This window comes from Burkholderia sp. COPS, assembly GCF_019425585.1.
Taxonomy (GTDB): Bacteria; Pseudomonadota; Gammaproteobacteria; order Burkholderiales; family Burkholderiaceae; genus Burkholderia; species Burkholderia cepacia.
Genome location: NZ_WIXR01000016.1, coordinates 285,411 through 307,822, shown reverse-complemented (window position 1 = coordinate 307,822; position 22,412 = coordinate 285,411). Strand labels below are relative to the sequence as shown.

Sequence of the window (22,412 nt, the reverse complement as noted above, 5' to 3'; positions counted from 1 at the left end):
GCGCGGCGGCGCGGCGACGACCCGCGATCAGCGGCCGACTTCCTTCCATTTGCGCGCGAGCCCGAGGCGTTCGAAACGCTCGATCAGGAATTCGGTGAAGACACGGATCTTCGCCGGCTGGTGACGGCGGCTCTGGTACGCGATGTTGACGGTGAGCGCCGGCAGTTGCCAGTCGGTGAGCACCGGCACCAGCTTTCCCGCGACGATATCCTCGTGGATGATGTAGAGCGGCTGGATCAGGATGCCGAGCCCGGCAAGCGCCGCCGCGCGGATCACCTGCCCTTCGTTCGCATCGAGCACGCTCTTGATCGTGACCGACTGCTTCTTCGCGCCGCGGCGGAAATGCAGCGCGTACGGATCGTTCGCGAGGTTGTAGACCAGCAACCGGTGGTCGCACAGCGCATCGGGTGTCGCCGGCGCGCCGTGCTTCGCCAGATACCCGGGCGACGCGGCCAGCACGCGCCGTGTCTCGGCGAGCTTGCGCACGGTGATGCCCGAATCCGCTTCATGCTCGCGCGTGCGGATCGCCACGTCGATGCCCGCCTCGATGAAATCCGGGTAGCGGTTCGCCGCGATGATCTGCACGTTCAGGTTCGGGTAGCGCCGGTGAAACTCCGGCAACGCCGGCGCGATATAGATCGACGCGAACGATACGGAAGCGGTCACGCGCAGCGTGCCGGCCGGATTGACGCTCGTTTCGTTGACGGCCGCATCGGCCTCCGACAGCTCCGTCAGGATTGCGACACAGCGCCGGTGGTATTCGTGCCCCGCGTCGGTCAGCCACAGGCGGCGCGTGGTCCGCTCGACGAGCCGCGCCCCCAGCCGCTCCTCCAGCGCATTCAGGCAGCGGCTCGCCGCCGCGCTCGACATGCCGAGCCGCTCGGCGGCCTTCGACAGGCTCCCCAGCTCGGCGACCTGCACGAAAAATTCGATCTGCGTCCACTTGTCCATGCGTTGGATTCTTCCACTTGGCGGAGAACAAAACTCCTCCAAACCATCTTTTTTACGATCCGGGGAGGAATTAATGTTACGTCAACGCGCCATCCAACGACATCAGGAGACAACCCCATGCGCAATCTCAACGAAGACACCATCACGCAGGCCGTGATCGCATCGCTCTCCGGCTGTCGCGACGAGCGGTTGCGCACGGTCATGACCAGTCTCGTCCAGCACCTGCATTCGTTTGCGCGGGAGACCCGGCTCACCGAGGCCGAATGGCAGGCCGCGATCGGCTTCCTGACCGCGGTCGGGCACATCACCGACGACAAGCGCCAGGAATTCATCCTGCTTTCCGACGTGCTCGGGCTGTCGACCCTCGTCACCGCGCAGAACCATGCGAAGCCGGCCGGCTGCACGGAGGCGACCGTATTCGGCCCGTTCTATGTCGACGGCAGCCCCGAGTTCGCGATGTTCGACGACATCGCGAACGGCGCATGCGGCGAGCCCTGTTTCGTCTCCGGCCACGTGCGCAGCATCGACGGCATGCCGGTCGCGCACGCGTCGCTGGAAGTCTGGCAAGCCGACGAGGACGGGCACTACGACGTCCAACTGCCGGCCGACGACGGTTCGGTCACGCATCGCGCGCGCGGCCGGCTGCGCACCGGCGCCGACGGCCGTTACGCGTTCCGCTCGATCCTCGCCGAACCGTATCCGATTCCGCACGACGGCCCCGTCGGCGCCATGCTCGACGCGCTCGGCCGTCATCCGTGGCGCCCCGCGCACCTGCACTTCATGATCGCGGCGCGCGGTTACGAAACGCTGATCACGCACGTGTTTCGCGACGGCGATCGTTATCTCGACTCCGACGCGGTATTCGGCGTACGGTCGACGCTCGTCGCCGACTGGGTGCGGCACGCGCCCGGCATCGCGCCGGACGGTTCGCGGATGGACACGCCGTTCTACACGCTCGATTACGACTTCGTGCTCAATCCCGCCGGGCGCGGAGCATGATCCGGCACGTCGTGATGTGGAACGTCGCAGGCGAAACCGACAGCGAACGCGCGGCGGCACGCGTCAGCGTGAAGCGTGCATTCGAAAGCCTGCGCGGCCGGATTCCAGGCATGACGCACCTCGAGGTCGGCGCGGATTTCAGCGCGGTCGATTACGCGTGCGACCTGATACTCGTCGCCGAATTCGAGTCGCGCGAAGCGCTCGACGGATACACGACGCATCCTGAACACGCACGCGTACGCGACACACTGGCCGGCCTGCGCATCGCGCGCCACCAGGTCGACTACGCAATGGAGTGACGACGACATGAATTTCATTTACCACGCACGCCCCGCACGCGTGATCTTCGGCGCAGGCAGCCTCGACCATCTCGAACGCGAAGTGCTGGAACTGGGCGCGCAGCGTGCGCTCGTGCTCTGCACGCCGGAGCAGCGCGACCTCGCGCAATCCATCGTCGAGCGGCTCGGCGCGCGCGCGGCCGGGTTGTACGATCGCGCGACGATGCATGTGCCGATCGAAATCGCCCGCGATGCGCAGGCGTTCGCCCGGTCGTGCGGTGCGGATTGCGCGATCGCGATCGGCGGCGGCTCGACGATCGGCCTCGGCAAGGCGATCGCGCTCGAAAGCAGCCTGCCTATCCTCGCCATCCCGACGACGTATGCGGGCAGCGAGATGACCCCGATCTACGGCCTGACGGAAGGCGGCATCAAGCGCACGGGCTCCGACGCGCGCGTCCTGCCGAAAACGGTGATCTACGATCCCGCGCTCACCGTCACGCTGCCCGTCGAGCTGTCCGTGACGAGCGGGCTCAATGCGATCGCGCACGCAGCGGAAGGCCTCTACGCTAACAACGCGAACCCGGTGATGAGCCTCGTCGCCGAAGAAGGGATTCGCGCGCTGGCGCGCGGCCTGCCCGGCGTGCGCCGCAACACCGCCGATCTCGGCGCACGCGGCGACGCGCTTTACGGCGCATGGCTGTGCGGGATGGTGCTCGGCAACGTCGGCATGGCGCTGCACCACAAGCTCTGTCATACGCTCGGCGGCAGCTTCAACCTGCCGCACGCACCGACCCATACGGTCGTGCTGCCGCATGCGCTCACGTACAACGCGGCGCACGCGCCGGACGCGATGCAGCGCATCGCCCGCGCGATCGGCACGAACGACGCGGCGCGCGGCCTCTATGCACTGGCGCTCGACAACGGCGCGCCCGTCTCGTTGAAGGCGATCGGCATGCAGGAAGCCGATCTCGATCGCGCGGCCGATCTCGCGGCCGCCAATCCGTACTGGAACCCTCGCCCGATCGAACGCGACGGCCTGCGCGCGCTGCTGCAGGACGCGTTCGACGGCAACCTGCCCGGCACGACCGCGCGCTGAATCGAACACACGACAAACCAACAAACGCCACCATCATGGAGACACCCCACATGAATACCGAATCGAGCGCGCACGGCGACAGCACCGCCGAACACTGCGACGTCGCGATCGTCGGCTACGGCCCGACCGGCCTCGTCGCCGCATCGATGCTGGGCCGCGCCGGCCATCGCGTGATCGTCCTCGAACGCTGGCCGACGCCCTACGGCCTGCCGCGCCTCACGCACATCGACGGCGAAACCGCGCGCATCGTGCAGGCCAGTGCCGACGTCGATCACGCGCTGCGCAACGCGAAGGCAGTCGACACCTATCACTACTGCGACGCGAACGGCGACCTGCTGCTCGAACTGAACTGGACGGGCCGCGCATGCGGCTATCCCGCGCACATCTCGATCTACCAGCCCGACATCGAGGACGCGATCGATGCACGCGCCAGCGCCTTCAGGAACGTGACGATCCTGCGCGGCTGGGAAGTCGATACGCTGCAGCAGGACGACGACGGCGTGACGCTGACCGCGCATCCGTCCCGCTGCGCCCAGGACGCGCAATGGACCGACAGGCCGCGCGTTTTTCGTGCGCGCTACGTGATCGGCGCCGACGGCGCGAACAGCCTCGTGCGCCGCACGCTCGGCATCGAACGCTCCGATTTCGGCTACAACGAACGCTGGCTCAATCTCGATTCGGAAAACAAGCGCGATCTCGGCGACGGCTGCGCGCGCACGACGATCTACTGCGATCCGGCGCGCGCGTACATGCACATGCCGATCGGCACGAAGCGCACGCGTTTCGAGCTGCGCGTGCTGCCGAACGAATCGACGGCCGAATGGGAAACGGAAGAAGCCGGCTGGAAGTGGCTCAACGACCACTACGGCTACGGCCCGGACGACCTGAAGCTGCTGCGGCACGTCGTCTACACGTTCGAGACGCGCATGGCCGAACGCTGGCGCGCGGGCCGCGTGCTGCTCGCGGGCGATGCGGCGCACACGATGATGCCGTACATGGGACAAGGCGCGTGCTCCGGCATGCGCGACGGCATCAACCTCGCTTGGAAACTCGACCTGGTGCTGACCGGGCGCGCGTCCGCCGACCTGCTCGACACCTACGAAGCCGAGCGCCGCCCGCACGTGACGGCGATCACGCAGATGTCGCTGTTTCTCGGGCAGGTCGTCAACGAGGACGATCCGCGCAAGGTCGCCGAACGGGACGCGGCGTTCCGCTCCGGCAACATGCCGCCGATGCCGCCGTTCCCGAAGCTCGGCCACGGCATCGTGCACGCGCAAGCCGACGGCACGCTGCTGCCGACGACGGGCGCACCGGCCCCGCAAGGCCGCGCGAGGCGCGGCGCGGCCGAGGGCCGTTTCGACGACGTGGTCGGCCAGGGTTTCCAGCTCGTCACGCGCGCGCACCCTGCCCGCCATCTCGACGACGCGCAGCGCGCATTCCTCGCGCAGCTCGGCTGTCACGTGGCCGTGCTGGCCGACGACGTGTGCGCGCCGGATGCCGTGGTCGATCTCGACGGCGAGCAGCACGCGTTCATGCACGCGCACGGCATCGCCGCGTATATCAAGCGCCCCGATTTCATCGTGTTCGGTTCGGTAAGCGACCTGCGCGATCTCGGCGCGCTCGTCGACGCGCTGCGCGACACACTGCACTGGTCCGCCGTTTCGAGCGAGCCTGCCGCGGCTTCGGCGGCTTCGGCAGCCGTCACCCACGCATCGTGAAGGAGACCGACGCATGACGACCGAACTGTCACCGTTCGCGCTGTCGCTGCAGCGCGCGATGCCCGTCACGCGCCTGCTCGATTGCGGGATGGACTACGCGGACGCAACCGCGCTGCACGCCCGCACGTCCACCGGCGAACCCTGGGACGTCGCGGCCGAAGCGCTGGCCGACGCGCAGCTCGCGCGCGCCGCGCAGGCGGCGGATGCCGGCCACCGGGTCACGGCCGCCGACGCGCAGGCGATGGCCATCGCGAACCTGCTGTTCGCGCAGATGGCGTTCAACCACGACGTGCCGCGCAAGCGCGCGCTCTATGCGCGGCTCGTCGACGCGTCGCACGGCCTCGCGCGCTGGTCCGACAAGCGCATCGAACGCGTCGAAGCGCCGTTCGGCGATGCGCGCCTGATCGGCTGGCTGGTGCGGCCGCCGGCGGAGCACGTACGCGGCACCGTGATCGTGTTCGGCGGCCAGAGCGGCTGGGGCTTCGCGTACTGGCCGATCGCGCGCGCACTCGCGGCACGCGGCCTCGCCACGCTGCTCGCCGAGGGGCCGGGCCAGGGCGAGACGCGGCTCGAACAGCGGACCTTCGTCGACGTCGACATGAGCGCCGCCTATCGGCGCTTCGTCGATCACGTCGCCGATCATGTGCCCGGGCCGATCGGTATCTGGGGGAACAGCATCGGCGGGTTGTGGGCGGCGTCGACTGCCGCGAGTGACCGACGGATCGCGGCCTGCTGCGTGAACGGCGCGCTCGCGGCGCCGACGCTGCTGCCGTTCCGCACGTTCGTCGAGCAGGCCGCGGCGATGCTCGGCAACGACGATCCCGATGCCGTGGCGGCGAACTTCGCGCGGATGAGTTTCTCGTCCGAACGCGACCGTATCGTGTGTCCGCTGCTGGTGCTGCACGGCGGTGAAGATCCGCTGATCCGGATCGACGATCAACAGCCGTTTCTCGATGCCGCGACGTCCGGCGATGCGACGCTCAAGGTCTGGCCGGACGGCGAGCACACGATCTACAACCACGCATCCGAGCGCACCGCGCTCGTCTGCGACTGGTTCGCCGAGCGGCTGGCGCGGGCGGCAGTGGTGTGAACACGCATGCGGTGCCGGCCGTGCCGACGGTCGACACCGCGCGGGGCATCAGGCATGACGACGTCGCGTCGCCGCTTGCCGCGACGCCGTCGATTTCCACGTGCGTGAAGGCGTACTTCGCCATCCGCTCACGACGGCCGGCCGAACCGGGATACGCGCGCAGTTGCGCAATCATGACCCGCTTCAACTGCCAACCTTGAACGCCGGCAACTGCTGCCCGAGCCGCGCGCCCATTTCCGCACCGAGCGCCTGCAGCGCATTGAACGGCCGGATCATCACTTCGAATTCCACGATCCGCCCTTCTTCGTCGAAGCGGATCATGTCGATCCCCTTCAGCGCCTTGTCGCCGACGCTCGCGGTGAATTCCAGCACCACGCTCAGGCCGTCGTCGGTGACGAACTGGCGGTAATAGACGAAATTCTCGAGGATCGTGATCACCGTGCGTAGCGCCATCAACAGCGCGGGTGCCGGCCCGTACGGCTTGAACGCCATCGGCGAACGGAACACCGCATCCGGGTGAACGATCGATTCGAGTGCACTGAAATCCTTGTTGTCGATCATCGCATGCCACGCGTCGAGCGATTTCGCGACGGCGGGATGAACTTGCAGCGGTGCGTGTGTCATCGAAGTCTCCTGACTCATCGGACGGAAAAGAAACGAATCGGCGTCAAAGCGTCGCGGCCAGCGTCGTGCCCTGGTGAATCGCGCGCTTCGCATCGAGTTCGACGGCCTCGTGTGCGCCGCCGATCAGATGCACGCGGCATCCGGCGGCCTGCAGTTGATCCGCCAGTTCGCGCGACGGCTCCTGCCCCGCGCAGATCACCACGTTGTCCACCGGCAGCGTCTGTTCGACGCCGTCGATCGTCACGTGCAATCCTTCGTCGTCGATGCGACGGTACGTCACCGCCGACGACATGCCGACGCCGCGCGCCTTCAGCGCCGTGCGGTGGATCCACCCGGTGGTCTTGCCGAGCCCGTCGCCGATCTTCGATGCCTTGCGCTGCAGCAGATGCACCTGCCGCGCGGCCGGCTCGGGTTGCGCACGGCCCAGCCCGCCGGCACTCGCATACGATCGATCGACGCCCCATTCGTTGAAGAACCGGTCGGCGTCCACCTGTTCGCCGCCATCGCGATGAACCAGATATTCCGCGACGTCGAAACCGATGCCGCCGGCGCCGACGATCGCGACGCTGCGGCCCACGGCCTTGTCGTCGCGCAGCACGTCGAGATAACCGAGCGTCTTCGGATGCCCGACGCCGTCGATCGGCGGCGTGCGCGGCACGATGCCCGTCGCGATCACCACCTCGTCGAATTCGCCCTGCAGCAGCATCTCGGCGCTCGCGCGCGTATTGACATGCAGCGTGATCCCGCGCAACTCGATCTGCCGGCGGAAGTATCGAAGCGTTTCGTTGAACTCTTCCTTGCCGGGCACCTTCTTCGCGATGTTGAACTGGCCGCCGATCTCGGCACCCGCTTCGTACAGCGTCACCGCGTGGCCGCGCTCGGCCGCCGTGACCGCGAAACCGAGGCCCGCCGGGCCGGCACCGACCACCGCGATGCGCTTGCGCTGCCGTGCGGGGCGGATCACGAGCTCGGTTTCGTGGCAGGCGCGCGGATTCACGAGGCAGGACGTGATCCTGCCGCTGAACGTATGGTCGAGGCACGCCTGGTTGCAGCCGATGCACGTGTTGATTTCGTCCGGGCGCCCTTCCCGCGCCTTGCGCACGAATTCGGCGTCGGCGAGGAATGGCCGCGCCATCGACACCATGTCGCAATAGCCGTCGGCGAGCAGCTGTTCGGCGACGTCCGGCGTGTTGATCCGGTTGGTCGCCACGAGCGGGATGCCGACCTTGCCCATCAATTGCCGCGTGACCCATGCGTACGCGGCGCGCGGCACCTTGGTCGCGATGGTCGGTATGCGCGCCTCGTGCCAGCCGATGCCGGTATTGATGATCGTCGCGCCGGCCGCCTCGATCGCCTGCGCGAGCCGGATCACCTCGTCGAGCGTCGAGCCGCCTTCGACGAGATCGAGCATCGACAGCCGGTAGATGACGATGAAGTTCTTGCCCACCCGCTCGCGCACGCGCCGCACGATCTCGACCGCGAAACGGATGCGATTCTCGTAGGCACCGCCCCACGCGTCGTCGCGATGGTTCGTGCGCGCGGCAATGAACTCGTTGATCAGGTAACCCTCGGACCCCATGATCTCGACACCGTCGTAGCCCGCATGCTGCGCAAGCGCCGCGCATCGGACGAAATCGGCGATCGTCTCGTCGACTTCGTCGCCGCTCAGCGCATGCGGCGTGAACCGGTTGATCGGCGCTTTCAGCGCACTGGGCGCGGCGAGCGCCGGGTGATATGCGTAGCGCCCGAAGTGGAGGATCTGCAGCGCGATCCTGCCGCCCTCCGCATGCACCGCACGCGTCACGACGCGATGGCGTTCGGCTTCCGCTTCGGTCGTCAGCATCGCGCCGCCCGGCGCCGGACGGCCGCGCTCGTTCGGCGCGAAACCACCCGTGACGATCAGGCCGGCTTCGCCTCGCGCGCGCTCCGCATAGAACGCCGCCATTCGCTCGAATCCTTGCGGCGCCTCCTCGAGGCCGACATGCATCGACCCCATCAGTACTCGGTTCCTGAGCGACGTGAAGCCCAGTTCGAGCGGGGTCGTCAAATGCGGATAGCGGGATGCCATCGGGTGTCTCCATTTTTATGCAACAAGTTGCACAGATGGTAGTTCACCGCGTTCGTTTACGCAACAAGTTGCATAAACGCGATCCGCGACTTGTACTGTGGCCCCGATATGGCAAGATGCGGTTCATTCCGCTGCCTCCGCCGATCCGACATGTCCCTGCCTCACGCACTCCTCACCGCGCTCGCCGAACGTCCCGGTTCGGGGTCCGAGCTCGCCGACCGCTTCGATCGCTCGATCGGCTATTTCTGGCAGGCCACGCACCAGCAGATCTACCGCGAACTGGGGCGCCTCGAGGAAACAGGCTGGATCGAATCGCTGCCCGCCGAATCGGGGCGCGGCCGCAAGCGCGCGTACCGGATCCTGCCGGCCGGCAAAAAGGAGCTGCGGCGCTGGATCGCCGAACCGGAAGATCCGACGCCGCTGCGCGAAGCGTTGATGGTGCGCCTGCGCGCGGAAGCGGTGCTCGGGCCGGCCGGCCTCGAGGACGAAATCAGGCGGCGCATCGCGCTTCACCAGGAAAAGCTCGATCTCTATCTGCAAATCGAGGCGCGCGACTTTTCGACGCCCGACGATTCACGCACGAAGCGCCTGCAGCAGCTGGTGCTGCAGGCCGGCATTGCGAACGAGCGGTTCTGGGTCGAATTTTCGCAGCATGCGCTCGACACGCTGCGCCTGCCGAAGGACTGAGCCGGGTTCGCGCGGCGGCCGGCGGCTCGGCTGCACCGGGGTCGCGCCGGCGCACGCTGCCGTCGTGGCGCGCATTGCGCCGCGACGCGCCATACCGTTCACGCGTCCGGCAGAATCACCACCTTGCCCTTCACCTGCCGGTTCGCCATCCGCGCGATCGCGTCGGTCGCGCCGGCCAGCGACACGCGCTCGGTGATCGCGGGCCGCACCTTGCCGGCCGCGAACCATTCGGCCAGCAAGCGCATGTTCGCGACATGCTGCGCCGGGCCGCGGCGCACCGCATCGCCCCAGAACACGCCGAGGATGTCGCGCTCCTTGAGCAGCGCGAGGTTCAGCGCGATCTTCGGAATCTCGCCGGCCGCGAACCCGACGACGAGGAACCGGCCGCGCCACGCGGTCGCGCGCAGCGCCGCCTCGGTGTATGCGCCGCCCACCGGATCGTAGACGACGTCGGCGCCGCGCCCGCCGGTCAGTTCGTCCACGCGGCGGCGCAGGTCTTCGGTCGCATAGTCGATCGTCTCGTCCGCGCCGGCTTCACGGCACAGCGCGAGCTTGTCCGCGCTCGACGCCGCCGCGATCACGCGCGCGCCGAGCGCCTTCGCGATCTCGATCGCGGCGAGCCCGACGCCGCCCGCCGCGCCCAGGACGAGCAGCGTCTCGCCCGCCTGCAATCGCGCACGCTGCTGCAACGCGTGCAGCGACGTGCCGTATGCGAGCACGAGCGCCGCGCCCTGCTCGAACGTCATCCCCGGCGGCAACGGGGCGATCTGGTGCGCATCGGCCACGCACTGCTGCGCGAACCCGCCGTGCCCCGTGAACGCCACCACCGAATCGCCGGGCCCCCATGCGGTAACGCCCTCGCCGACCGCGTCGATCACGCCGGCAAACTCGGCGCCCGGCGAAAACGGCAACGCCGGCTTCACCTGATACAACCCCTGGACGATCAGCGCGTCGGGGAAATTGAGCGACGCGGCCTTCACCTTGACCCGGACCTGGCCGGCCGCCGGTTCGGGAATCGCGACGTCTTCGATGCGCAGGCGGTCGATCGGGCCAAATGCGGTACACAACAGGGCTTTCATGCGCTTCTCTCTCCTTGCGCGGCGTGGCCGCGCATCGATGCGGTTCGCGGGATGGTCCCGCGCGCCCGGTTCACGACGCGTGTGCGACGGCCATACGAACCGGCCTTCGCGATATCGTCAGCATTCCGGAATGTCGGTGCGGCTACGTTCAGAACCACGCGTCGCGCATGTCGAGCGTCGTCGTGTCGACGCTCGACAGCAGATTGAGCTGTGCGTCCACTTTCGGCAACTCCCAGCGGAAGAAGTAGCGGGCGGCCGCACGCTTGCCGTCGTGGAAATCGCCGGCTTGCCCGTGCGCGGCGAGCGTCACGTCGAGCCACAGCCACGCAACGACGAGATGGCCGAACGCTTCCAGATAGACACTCGCGTTCGCGAGCCGCGCCTGCTGATCGCCGATCGCGCCGAGCTGTCGCGTGACGTCGACCAGCCGCGACCAGCGCCGCGCCAGCGCATCGGCCTGCTCCCGCAGGCCGGCATCGAGCGCCAGCGCACGTTCGACGCTCGCGCCGATTCTCCCGTCGAGTGCGCGCAGCAGCGCGCCATCGTCCTGCGCGACCTTGCGGCCCAGCAGGTCGAGCGCCTGGATTCCGTGCGTGCCTTCGTGTATCGGGTTGAGCCGATTGTCGCGATAGAGCCGCTCGACCGCGTAATCGCGCGTGTAGCCGTAGCCGCCGTGCACCTGGATCGCGAGGTCGTTCGCCGCGAGACACCACTGCGACGGCCAGCTTTTCGCGATCGGCGTCAGGATGTCGAGCAGCCGCCCGGCCTGGGCACGCACGGTCGCGTCGTCGTGCGCGCGTGCTTCGTCGACCAGCTTCGCGCAGTACAGGATCAGCGCGAGACCGCCTTCGACATAGGCCTTCTGCGCGAGCAGCATGCGCCGCACGTCCGGATGCTCGACGATCGGCGCCTGCGGCGCGGCTGCATCCTTGCCCGCCGGCCCCAGCGGACGCCCTTGAGGCCGGTTCCGCGCGTAGTCGAGCGCATGCAGATAACCCGTGTAGCCGAGCGCCACCGCGCCCGCGCCGACGCCGATGCGCGCCTCGTTCATCATGTGGAACATGTACGCGAGGCCGTGGTTCGGCTGGCCGACCAGATAACCGATCGCACCCGCCCGCCCTTCCGGCCGGTAGCGCGTGCCTTCGCCGAAGTTCAGCAGGCAGTTGGTGGTGCCGCGGTAGCCCATCTTGTGGTTCAGCCCGGCGAGCGCCACGTCGTTGTGCTCGCCCTGCGCGGCGCCGTCGGTACCGGGCAGGTACTTGGGCACGATGAACAGCGAGATGCCGCGCGTGCCGGGCAGCAGGCGGCCGTGTTCGTCGGGGATCTTCGCAAGCACGAGGTGGACGATGTTCTCCGTCAACTCGTGTTCGCCGCCCGAGATCCACATCTTGTTGCCGGTCAGCCGGTAGCGCGGGCCGAGCGGCGAGTCGCACTCGAAATCCGCGCGCGTCGCGATGTCGGACAGCGACGACCCGGCTTGCGGCTCGGACAGGCACATGGTGCCGAAGTAGCGCCCTTCCAGCTCCGGGCGCGCGAACGCGTCGATCTGCGCGGGAGTGCCATGCGCGACGAGCAGGTTCGCGTTGGCGACGGTCAGGAACGGATAGGCGGCGGTCGCGATGTTCGCGGCCTGGAAGAACAGGAACGACGCGGCTTCGACCAGCTTCGGCAAGCGCATGCCGCCGAGCGCTTCGTCGTGGCCCGCGGCGATCAGGCCGGCGTCCGCGAAGGCGCGCACGGCCGGTTCGACGTCCGGGATCAGCGTCACGCGCTCGCCGTCGAAGTGCGGTTCCTCGCGATCGCCTCGTGCCGCATGCGGCGCGAACAGGTCTTCGGCAATCCGCTCGCTGGTATCGAGCACCGCATCGAAGGTCTCGCGACTGTGCTCCGCGTAGCGCGGCAGCGCGACAAGCGCCTCCGCATCGAGCCAGTCGTACAACAGGAACGCGAGATCGCGTCGCGACATCAACAAGCTCATCGTGCTGCCTCCCGGGGGCCGGCTTCGTCAGCCGAATGAAGGGTTCCGTGATTGCGAATGCTGGCAGGAATTTAGCACGGTCGTTCGCAAACAACAACGACGGATGCGCTAGTCCGCGTACCCCGGATTGCGCCGATCGAGCCGACGCAGCAGCCCGGGCCAGACGAGCGCGCCGGCCCCCATGCCGCGCGTCACCGCGGCGATCTGCTGCTTGATGCCGTCGAGAATCGGCTGTGCGATCGGCAGCAGCGCGGTGCCGCCGGCCTGCGCGCGCACCTGGATCATGCAGGCCGCTTCGAAGAAGTACATCGCGACGAACGCGTCTGCCGGCGTCGCCCCGACGGTCAGCAGGCCGTGGTTGCGCAGCATCAGGTTCGTGTGGGCGCCGAGGTCGCGCACGAGGCGCGCCTTTTCGCCTTCGTTGAGCGCAATGCCCTCGTAGTCGTGATAGCCGAGCGACGCCAGCACGCCGAGCGACTGCTGCGACAGCGGCAGCAACCCGCCCTCCTGTGCCGACACGGCGACGCCGTTGATCGAATGCGTATGCATCACGCACAGCGCGTCGTCGCGGGCCGCGTGCACCGCGCTGTGGATGGTGAAGCCGGCCGGGTTGATCTCGTACGGCGATTCGGACACCTTGCGTCCTTCGAGATCCACCTTCACCAGCGACGATGCCGTGATCTCGTCGAACATCATGCCGTACGGGTTGATCAGGAAATGATGCTCCGGGCCCGGGATGCGCGCGGAAATATGGGTGAACACGAGATCGTCCCAGCCGAACAGCGCGGTGAGGCGGTAAGCCGCCGCCAGGTTGACTCGCGCGTCCCATTCGGTCGGGGAAACTGCCTGCTTCACGCTGATATCGGATGAGGCCACGTCGACACTCCTTGTTCAAGGATGGATGCGTACCGGGCCGCACGATACGGCCCGGCCCGGGGATTGCGTCACCCCGCGCGGGGCTTCGCGAGCTGATCGGCAACCGGCAGGCTGCGGATGCGCGTGCCGGTCGCCGCGAAGATCGCATTGGTCAGCGCGGGCGCGACGGGCGGCAGGCCCGGCTCGCCCACGCCGCCGAGCGGTGTCGCGAAATCGTCGGGCGCGACGAGATGCACGCGGATTTCACCCGGCGCCTCGTTCATTCTCAGCACCTGGAAACCGTTGAAGTTGCTCTGCTCCGGATGGCCGTCCTTGAACGTGATCTCGCCGTGCAGCGCGATGCCGAGCCCCATCACCACTGCCCCCTCGAGCTGCGAGCGTACGCGCTCCGGATTGACCTGCGGCCCGCAGTCGATCGCGATGTCGACCCGCGGCACCGTGATCTTGCCGTCGGCATCGACCTGCACCTCGCACACCGCCGCCGTGTACGACACGAAGCTGCGGTGCGCGGCGATCCCGAGCCCGTGCCCCTTCGGCAGCCCGCGCCCCCAGCCCGCCTCGCGCGCGACCGTCTCGACCACGCGCCGCAGCCGCCCTGTGTCGACCGGATACAGCGCCGGATCCTCGCCGTAGTTCACGTTCTTCACCGTGATGTGCGGCTCGAAACGCCGCGCGGGCCCGATCAGTTCGAGCAGGAAATCCTTCGGGTCGCGACCGGCCGCGTGCGCCAGCTCCGACACGAAACTCTGGATTCCGAACGCATGCGGAATGTTGTAGACCGAGCGGAACCAGCCGATCCGCGTGTGCGCCTGCGCGGCCGGATTCTCGATCCGCACGTTCGGGATCGCGAACGGCAGGTCCGCGATCCCCTGCGCGAGCTCGCCCGGCTGCTCGTGCACGACGCCGGCCCTGAAGGTCGACTGGATCGACGGCGCAACCGTGCGATGCTGCCACGCGACCACTTTCCCCGACGCATCGATCCCGCCGTCGAACGCTTCGAGCGACACGGCATGGAAGTAGTCGTGCGCAAGGTCGTCCTCGCGCGTGAACGTCAGCTTGACGGGCGCACCAACCGCCTTCGACAGCAGCGCCGCCTCCACCACGTAGTCGGGCTTCGACTTGCGGCCGAAACCGCCGCCGAGCAGCGTCACGTTGACCGTCACGCGCTCGCCCGGCAACCCGAGCGCCTTCGCGACCTCGTCGCGCGTGGTCTGCGGCGCCTGCGTACAGGTCCACACTTCGCATCGGCCGTCCGCCACGCGCGCGACGGCCGCGGGCGGCTCCATCGTCGCGTGTGCGAGATGCGGGATGTAGTAGGTCGCACGCACGCGTTTCGCGGCGCCGGCCAGCGCCGCCGCCGCGTCGCCGTCGTTGCGGATCACGTCGCCCGGTTGCGCGGCCGCCGCTTCCAGCGTCTTCCGATACGCGGCCGAGTCGTAGTTCGCATTGGGCCCGTGCTTCCAGTCGATCTTCAGTTGCGCGCGTGCCTGGATCGCCGTCCACGTGTCGCGCGCGACGACGGCCACGCCGCCGAGCGGCTGGAAGCCGGACGGCAGCGGCGTCGACGCGAGCGGCACGACCTTGACGACACCCGGCAGCTTCTCCGCCGCCGACGCGTCGAACGACGCCATCGTGTCCCCGTAGGCCGGCGGGCGCGCGACGACCGCGTACAGCATGCCGTCGAGCCGCGTGTCGATCCCGTAGTGCGCGCGGCCGGCGACGATGTCGCGTCCGTCGATCAACGCCGTTTCGCCCTTGCCGATATAGCGGAATTCGGCTGGCGCTTTCAGCGGCACCGTCGCCGGATCGGGTGCCGGCAACGCGGCCGCTTTCGCCGCCAGTTCGCCGAAGCCGAGCTTGCGTCCGCTCTTCGTGTCGACGACCTCATGCACGGTTGCCTTGACCTGCCGCGCATCGACGCCCCACGCCGCGGCGGCAGCCTGTTCGAGCATCGTGCGCGCCGCCGCGCCCGCGCGGCGCAACGCGGCGAAGCTCTGGCGCAGGCTGCGCGAGCCGTCGGTGTTCTGGTTGCCGTAGCGCGGCTCGTCGCCGACGGCCTGTGCGACCTTCACGCGCGCCCAGTCCGCGCCCAGTTCGTCCGCCACCACGAGCGCGACGCTCGTGCGCACGCCCTGCCCCATCTCGGAGCGGATGCAGGTCACGGTGACCGTGCCGTCGGGTGCGATCGCGACGAACAGGTGCGGATCGTCGCGCAAGCCGTGCGGCATTCCCGCGCCGCCGTATCGCGGATCTGCACTGACGGGCGGCTGGTTCGGCACGGCCGCGCGCACGAGCGACGGCACGCCGAACGCGAGCAGCAACCCGCCGGACGCAAAGCCGAGCAGCAGCGCGCGACGGCTTTCGTTATGGACGGAGAGTTCGGGCGCGCTCACGCGGCACCCCCGCGGCGCACGGCCAGGCGGATCGCCGCGCGTATGCGCGCGTAGGTGCCGCAGCGACAGATGTTGCCGGACATCGCATCGTCGATGTCGGCTTCGGTCGGATGGGGATTCGTCTTCAGCAACGACGCGGCCTGCATGATCTGCCCGGACTGGCAGTAGCCGCACTGCGCGACGTTCAGTTCCTGCCACGCCTGCTGCAGCGGATGGGTCAGATCGGTCGACAGGCCCTCGATCGTCGTCACGCGCTTGCCGGAAGCGGCCGCGACCGGGGTGATGCACGACCGGATCGCGACGCCGTCGACGTGCACGGTGCACGCGCCGCACAGTGCCATCCCGCAACCGAACTTGGTGCCGGTGTGGCCGAGAACATCGCGCAGATACCAGAGCAACGGCATGTCGGGATTGCCGTCGAAGTGCTGCTCGCTACCGTTGACGGTCAGCGTGATCATCGTTCACCTCCTGGTTGCGATGCCCGCTTCGGGCAGGCATCGGGTGGGGATTCGAACGGCGCGGCGCACATTCCGAACAACCAGGCAGGGCGCCGTGTCGTGGGCCGTGTTGCCTGCAGGCACGGCCCGGCGGATGCTGCAAACGATGCGGCGGCCCGGTTGCCTGCGCAACGTGGCAACGAATTCCCGGCCGCTCGCTCGTCCGCATGGATCGCCGATCCGCATTATCGAACCATTTCGGATTTGCCGTCGGATCGGGGGGATTCGGGCGTTTCAGGTAATCGGAGCGGGAAATTTGCCCGGAGATGGCGGGCCGCGACCGGTCACGCTTGCCGGAAAGGCGGGCGGGTGATTCAGGTTTCGATGTTTCGATGCGCGGCCGCAGGCGGTTCGCTCACGTTCTCGCGCGGCGACTGCCCATGTTTCGCCGGGCGCTTCGGTACGGCGGTAGCAAAAACCGGACGACCAGACCCGCCCTGTGCAATCAGCGAACCGAGAAACCGGAAATGATCGAGCGCGCAAACGCAAACGTCCGGCCGGCCTCCCGGCCGGACCGGATCGTCCCGCGATTGCAACGCGTGGTTCGAACGCTAGCGCGCCGCGATGCTCACCGCGACCTCAACGCCTGCAACCCCAGCGTGAGCGCGTTGAACGGCATTTCCGCCGCCCCCAACGAAAAGCTCGTCGCCTTCGTGGGTACGCCCGAATTTCGCATCAGCGCGTGAACGATCCGCTCGCTCGCATGGCCGTCGCCGTACGGATTGCTCGCGCGCGCCATCTCCCCGTAAGCGCTCTCGCTGTCGAACAGACGCGACGCTTCGTACACGATCCGCTCCTGATCGGTACCGACGAGCCGCGCGGTACCGGCCTGGATCGCTTCGGGCCGCTCCGTCGTCTCTCGCGTGACGAGCACCGGCTTGCCCAACGCGGGCCCTTCTTCCTGAATGCCACCCGAATCGGTGATGATGAAATGCGCGCGCGACATCAGGAATACGAACGAAAGATATTCCTGCGGCTCGATCAGGTAGATGTTCGGCATGTGACCGAGCCGGGCGCGCGCCGGCTCCCGCACGTTCGGATTCATGTGCAGCGGATAGACGAACTGCGCGTCGGGATAGCGCTTCGCGAGCGTGCACAGCGCCTCGCAGAAATTCTGGAACGGCTCGCCGAAACTTTCGCGTCGATGGCCCGTGATCAGCACCACGCGCCGCGACGGCTCGAGAAACGGAAACTGTCCGGCGACCTTCTCCGTCAGCGCCGTCGTGCAGTCCAGCATGCGCTTGACCTCGTGCAGCGCGTCGATCACGGTATTGCCGGTCAGCACGACCGCCCCGCCCGGCACGCCCTCGCTGAGCAGGTTGTCGCGTGCCTGCCCGGTCGGCGCGAAATGCCACGACGATACGGCGTCGGTCACGCGGCGGTTCAACTCCTCCGGCCACGGCGACCAGATGTCGCCGCTGCGCAGGCCGGCCTCCACATGGCCGACGGGCAAATAACGGTAGAACGCCGCCAGACTGACCGCGAGCGTGGTCGTCGTATCGCCGTGCACCAGCACGACGTCCGGGCGCAACTCGTCGAAGACGACGCCGATTGCCTGCAGAATGCCGGTCGTCACGTCGGTCAGCGTCTGGCTTTGCCGCATCACGTTGAGATCGTAGTCGGGCTTGATGTCGAACAGCGTCAGCACCTGATCGAGCATTTCGCGGTGCTGCGCGGTCACGCATACCCTGGCGTCGACACCCGCCTGTGCTTTTAATGCACGCACCAGCGGTGCCATCTTGATGGCCTCCGGCCGAGTCCCGAACACAAGCAAAATCTTTTTCATCGTTATCCTCGTTGACCCATATCGCGCTGAATGACCCTGCTCGTGGCGCGAAGCATGTATTCAGACGGCACCTTCCGTACTCGCACGCGATCGACACGCTGCAGTGTCGCGGAGCGAGCGCGCCGCCCTGTCCACGTGGTCTGCGCCACGCGAATCGTCGTACTACCGGCGTCTCGTTGCACTTGATCAGTCACGTCATGAGTCGTTCCTCGCTTGGCCAGGCGTCACGTCCGTTCGTCACGTCCCCTCCACTACAGCAATATTCAAACCAGTCGTACTGCGGCCGTGTCCGGTTCGCACTGCATGCACCGCGCACACGCGACGCACGATGAAATGTTTCACAACTGCTACGTGTGTCGCACCACCGGTCGAGCGCGATACACGCAAAAATCCGGGCAGTTTCATCGCCCCTTCAGCGGCGTCGTCCGACGAATCGCGGACGCGTGTCGCACGTTCGTTTCGCATCGGATCTCGCGGACCTGTCGAAGCGCGTTGCGTTTACTCGATCCGCCACTTTTGTCTGTGCAGCGGGCGGCGCAATCGGCCGCTCGGCCGCGCTCCCGCATGAGGGATTTAACCGACATGCAACGTCCTTCACGTCGCACGAATCGATGCATGCGAAATGTTGCGAATGTGTAACGCTGATCCGAAACGGGGCGGATACATCGGTGCGCGGTCCATGCAGCGCATGCGCCTGCATGAATCGCATCGGCACCCCGGCCGATGCGCACACAACGAACGACACGGCGCGCATCGCCGCGCACAGTCACGCTGCCAGCGCGGCATACGTTCGACAGACAATTCGCTGGACGCATCGCATGTGCGCGCTGCAATCCCGGTCGCACGCGGGCTGATTCTTCAATGAATCAAAATCCGCCGCCGCCGTCCGCGCCGCGCCCCCTGCCTTCGCGCCTGCCCCTTGCTGCGCGCGGCATCGCGGCCGATGGCTCACGCCTTGCTTAATGACAGTCAGGTGTACCTCGAAGCACGCGCCGGACAGCGGACGAACAGGGACGCCCAAGCAACGAAGCCGGGAGGAAACGCGGCGCGTCCGCCGGGAGCGAAAGACCAGCGCTCCCGCGCACCGCACGTGCCGACGTGTCCCGTTGCAATTCGCGATCCGCGAGCCAGGTTCAGGCTCCGATGCAGGGAACTGCCTCGTGGACGCACATCCCGGTACGAGCCTCGGGTTCACCCGCATCACCGTGAACCGAGCCGCAACTTCGACACGCTTGCCGGGCGCGACGCGGCCAACGCCGCGCCCGGCGACGATTGCACAGGACCCCGCGCAGGAGCCCAGCACATGAAACGGCCCGCGCTTTCCCCGACCGCACGCTCGCACGTCGCGGCCACCATCGCGCTGTGCCGCCTGTGGCACGTCGCCTGCTGTCTCGCCGCGTGCGGCTTCGCACTGCACGCGAGCGCCGCCGAACTCCGGCTCGAAGGGCTGTACCAGCGCACCGACGGTGCGATCACCGTGCGCCTGAACGGCGTCGGCATCGATCCGTATTTCGCGGCAAAAGCGCTGCTCGCCGCGTCCGACGCGCAACTCGACGCCCGTCAGGCCGCACTCGCATGGATTGCATGGTTGCTGCCGCGCCAGCGCCCGGATGGCGGCTTCGATCGCTACTGCGTGAAGGACGGCCGCTACCGCTCATGCGCCGAAGCGGAAACCGACGACGCGATGATGGCGACCTGGATCGAATTGCTCGCCCGCTTCGCGCCGCCCGGCGGCTTGCCCACCGCGTGGGAACTCAGCCTGAACCGCGCCGCCATGCATCTGGAGACGCTGCTAGACAAGGCCTCCGGCGTGTATCAGATCTCGTCTTCGCTGCACGTCGCGCTGCTGATGGACAACGTCGAGGTACACAGCGCGTTCCAGGCACTCGAGGCGTACTACGTCCGGCGCGCCGACTACACGCATGCGGGCCCGTGGAGCCTGCGCGCCGACCAGCTTGCCTCCGCGATCCTGAAGGTGTTCTGGCGCGGCACGGCATCCGGTTTTCGCGCCAGCACGCAGCAGGTCAGCGACGCGAGTTTTTATCCGGCGAAGATCGCGCAGATCCTCCCGCTCCTGTCCGGTATTCAGGTTCCCGAACAATCCGGCGAGGCGATCTATGCACGGTGGATTCGGAAGTACGGCAAGAGCTGGCAGCAACTTGCCAACACCGACTACCCGTGGAGCCTGATCGCGCTGGTCGCGGTCAAGATGAACGATTGGAGCACGGTTGCCTGCTGGCAAGCGCGATCGGGGCCATACCGGCACGGCGCGCACTGGAACGTACTGGAGGAGTCGCTTTATCTGGCATTCGAAAGCCGGATGGCCGACCCCGTCATACCCGCTCGATGCGGGCTCACGACGGCGGCGGCAACGGCAACGGCAACCGCATCGCGCTGACGCAACGGCGCGTGCGGTCCATGATGACTAAACGGGAAGGAGACGTGTCATGTGTGGCATCGTCGGCGCAGTCGCGCAACGGGACATCGTCCCGATTCTGATTGAAGGTTTGCGTCGCCTCGAATATCGCGGCTACGATTCATGCGGCGTGGCGACGGTCGTCGACGGCCATGCGCGCCGCGAGCGCAGCGTGTCGCGCGTCGCCGATCTCGACGCGCACGTGCGTACCGCCGGCCTGACCGGCAGCACCGGCATCGCGCACACGCGCTGGGCGACGCACGGCGCGCCGGCCACCTGCAACGCGCATCCGATCTTCTCGCGCGACGAAATCGCGCTCGTGCACAACGGCATCATCGAGAACCACGAAACGTTGCGCAAGCAACTTTCTGACGAACACTACGAATTCGACGGCCAGACCGACACCGAGGTCGTCGCGCACCTGATCCACAGCAAGTATCGCGGCGACCTGCTCGCCGCCGTGCGCGCGGCAACGTCGCAACTTCACGGTGCGTACGCGATTGCGGTGTTCAGCAAGCACGAGCCGCAGCGGCTGATCGGCGCACGGGTCGGCTCGCCGCTCGTCGTCGGCGTGACGGATAACGAATGCTTTCTTGCGTCCGACGCGCTCGCACTCGCCGGCATCACCGACCGCTTCATCTTTCTCGAGGAAGGCGACATCGTCGAGTTGACGCCGGGCGGCGTGCGCATACTCGATCGCGGCGGCGCACCGGTCGAGCGTGCGGTACAGACCATTTCGTCCGCGCAGGCCGCGGTCGAACTCGGGCCGTACCGGCATTTCATGCAGAAGGAGATATTCGAGCAACCGCAGGCCGTGGCCGCGACCATTCCGGATGCGGGGCTGTTCGATCCGGCCATATTCGGCCCCGACGCCGCGCACGCGTTCGAGCAGATCGACAACGTGCTGATTCTCGCGTGCGGCACGAGCCACTATTCCGGCCTGACCGCGCGCCGCTGGCTCGAAACGATCGCGCGCTTGCCGGCCCAGGTCGAGATCGCGAGTGAATACCGTTACAGCGACGCGCTCGCGATGCCGAATACGCTGGTGGTGAGCGTGTCGCAATCGGGCGAGACCGCCGACACGCTCGCCGCGCTGAAGTATGCGCAGGCGCTCGGCCATATCGATACGCTGGCGATCTGCAACGTGCCGACCAGCGCGATGATGCGGCAGGCAGGACTGCGCTTCCTGACGCGGGCCGGCCCGGAAATCGGCGTCGCGTCGACCAAGGCATTCACGACGCAGCTCGTCGCGCTGTTCATTCTCGCCGTCACGCTCGGGCGGCTGCGCGGCTACGTCGACGATGCGCAGCTCGCGCGCTACACGATGCAATTGCGGCGGCTGCCCGGCGCGCTCGAGGAGGTGCTTGGGCTCGAGCCGCAGATCGAGCGCTGGGCGGCGGAATTCTCGCAGCACGAGAATGCGCTGTTCCTCGGGCGCGGGCTGCACTACCCGATCGCGCTCGAAGGTGCGTTGAAGCTAAAGGAGATTTCGTACATCCACGCGGAGGCGTATCCCGCGGGTGAGCTCAAGCACGGGCCGCTCGCGCTCGTGACGCACACGATGCCTGTCGCGACGATCGCGCCGAACGATGCGCTGCTCGAGAAGCTGAAGTCGAACATGCAGGAAGTGCGGGCACGCGGCGGACAGCTTTACGTGTTCGCCGACGCCGATACGCGGATCGACAACAGCGAAGGCGTGTCGGTACTGCGGATGCCGGATTATTACGGGTTGTTGTCGCCGATCCTGCACGTCGTGCCGCTGCAGTTGCTCGCGTATCACGCGGCGTGTTTGCGCGGCGCGGATATCGACAAGCCGAGGAATCTGGCGAAATCGGTTACGGTGGAGTGACGGGAGGTGGGTACCGCGGGCGGACTG

The 22,412-nt window shown here is 67.5% G+C and carries 17 protein-coding genes; 8 read left to right on the top strand and 9 right to left on the bottom strand.

What is annotated here, in order from left to right:
• Positions 1–27 precede the first annotated feature (27 nt).
• A complete protein-coding gene (locus FOZ70_RS16430) occupies positions 28–951 on the bottom strand; it encodes a LysR family transcriptional regulator (RefSeq protein ID WP_048025879.1) in 924 nt (307 codons plus the stop codon).
• 117 nt (positions 952–1,068) lie between these two features.
• Between FOZ70_RS16430 and FOZ70_RS16425 the strand changes: the two genes are divergently transcribed.
• From FOZ70_RS16425 to FOZ70_RS16405, 5 genes are read left to right on the top strand one after another with little or no spacing between them, the layout of a single operon-like run.
• A complete protein-coding gene (locus tag FOZ70_RS16425) occupies positions 1,069–1,950 on the top strand; it encodes an intradiol ring-cleavage dioxygenase (RefSeq protein ID WP_060218237.1) in 882 nt (293 codons plus the stop codon).
• Positions 1,947–2,249 (top strand): Dabb family protein, encoded by a 303-nt coding sequence (locus tag FOZ70_RS16420; protein WP_219706252.1) that lies wholly within the window; start codon positions 1,947–1,949, stop codon positions 2,247–2,249. The genes FOZ70_RS16425 and FOZ70_RS16420 overlap by 4 nt, the downstream gene beginning before the upstream one ends.
• A 7-nt stretch (positions 2,250–2,256) precedes the next feature.
• On the top strand, positions 2,257–3,324 hold the full coding sequence (locus FOZ70_RS16415) for a maleylacetate reductase (protein WP_219706251.1): 1,068 nt from the start codon (positions 2,257–2,259) through the stop codon (positions 3,322–3,324).
• A gap of 50 nt (positions 3,325–3,374) precedes the next feature.
• Positions 3,375–5,042: a bifunctional 3-(3-hydroxy-phenyl)propionate/3-hydroxycinnamic acid hydroxylase gene (locus tag FOZ70_RS16410; protein WP_219706250.1), complete on the top strand. Its 1,668-nt coding sequence runs from the start codon at positions 3,375–3,377 to the stop codon at positions 5,040–5,042.
• 13 nt (positions 5,043–5,055) lie between these two features.
• Positions 5,056–6,132, top strand: coding sequence for an alpha/beta hydrolase (locus tag FOZ70_RS16405; RefSeq protein WP_219706249.1), 1,077 nt, complete (start codon positions 5,056–5,058; stop codon positions 6,130–6,132).
• 183 nt (positions 6,133–6,315) lie between these two features.
• Here FOZ70_RS16405 and FOZ70_RS16400 read toward each other — a convergent pair whose 3' ends face one another.
• Entirely contained in the window at positions 6,316–6,756 is a 441-nt protein-coding gene (locus FOZ70_RS16400; protein ID WP_219706248.1) for a nuclear transport factor 2 family protein, read from the bottom strand.
• 43 nt (positions 6,757–6,799) lie between these two features.
• Positions 6,800–8,824, bottom strand: a complete 2,025-nt coding sequence (locus FOZ70_RS16395; protein ID WP_219706247.1) for an NADPH-dependent 2,4-dienoyl-CoA reductase — start codon at positions 8,822–8,824, stop codon at positions 6,800–6,802.
• Positions 8,825–8,974: 150 nt separating this feature from the next.
• Here FOZ70_RS16395 and FOZ70_RS16390 point away from each other — a divergent pair, with 150 nt between their 5' ends.
• A complete protein-coding gene (locus FOZ70_RS16390; RefSeq protein WP_175926125.1) occupies positions 8,975–9,511 on the top strand; it encodes a PadR family transcriptional regulator in 537 nt (178 codons plus the stop codon).
• Between the two features lie 98 nt (positions 9,512–9,609).
• On the opposite strand, the gene FOZ70_RS16385 is transcribed toward FOZ70_RS16390, so the two are convergent.
• The 6 genes from FOZ70_RS16385 to wecB form a co-directional block, all read right to left on the bottom strand.
• Entirely contained in the window at positions 9,610–10,590 is a 981-nt protein-coding gene (locus FOZ70_RS16385) for an NADPH:quinone oxidoreductase family protein (protein WP_219706246.1), read from the bottom strand.
• Positions 10,591–10,738: 148 nt separating this feature from the next.
• The gene (locus FOZ70_RS16380) at positions 10,739–12,568 is read right to left on the bottom strand and encodes an acyl-CoA dehydrogenase (protein ID WP_219706245.1); all 1,830 of its coding nucleotides are present in this window, start codon (positions 12,566–12,568) and stop codon (positions 10,739–10,741) included.
• A gap of 108 nt (positions 12,569–12,676) precedes the next feature.
• Positions 12,677–13,444, bottom strand: coding sequence for a class II aldolase/adducin family protein (locus tag FOZ70_RS16375; RefSeq protein WP_059682123.1), 768 nt, complete (start codon positions 13,442–13,444; stop codon positions 12,677–12,679).
• Positions 13,445–13,512: 68 nt separating this feature from the next.
• Positions 13,513–15,837, bottom strand: coding sequence for a molybdopterin cofactor-binding domain-containing protein (locus FOZ70_RS16370; protein WP_219706244.1), 2,325 nt, complete (start codon positions 15,835–15,837; stop codon positions 13,513–13,515).
• Complete coding sequence (locus FOZ70_RS16365) at positions 15,834–16,295, bottom strand: (2Fe-2S)-binding protein (protein ID WP_059620694.1); 462 nt, start codon at positions 16,293–16,295, stop codon at positions 15,834–15,836. Before FOZ70_RS16365 ends, FOZ70_RS16370 begins: the two co-directional genes overlap by 4 nt.
• 607 nt (positions 16,296–16,902) lie before the next feature.
• A complete protein-coding gene (gene wecB / locus FOZ70_RS16360; protein ID WP_219706243.1) occupies positions 16,903–18,120 on the bottom strand; it encodes a UDP-N-acetylglucosamine 2-epimerase (non-hydrolyzing) in 1,218 nt (405 codons plus the stop codon).
• A gap of 1,303 nt (positions 18,121–19,423) precedes the next feature.
• Between wecB and FOZ70_RS16355 the strand changes: the two genes are divergently transcribed.
• Positions 19,424–20,518, top strand: a complete 1,095-nt coding sequence (locus FOZ70_RS16355) for a hypothetical protein (protein ID WP_219706242.1) — start codon at positions 19,424–19,426, stop codon at positions 20,516–20,518.
• A gap of 49 nt (positions 20,519–20,567) precedes the next feature.
• The gene (gene glmS / locus FOZ70_RS16350; protein WP_219706241.1) at positions 20,568–22,385 is read left to right on the top strand and encodes a glutamine--fructose-6-phosphate transaminase (isomerizing); all 1,818 of its coding nucleotides are present in this window, start codon (positions 20,568–20,570) and stop codon (positions 22,383–22,385) included.
• The last annotated feature ends 27 nt before the right edge of the window (positions 22,386–22,412 follow it).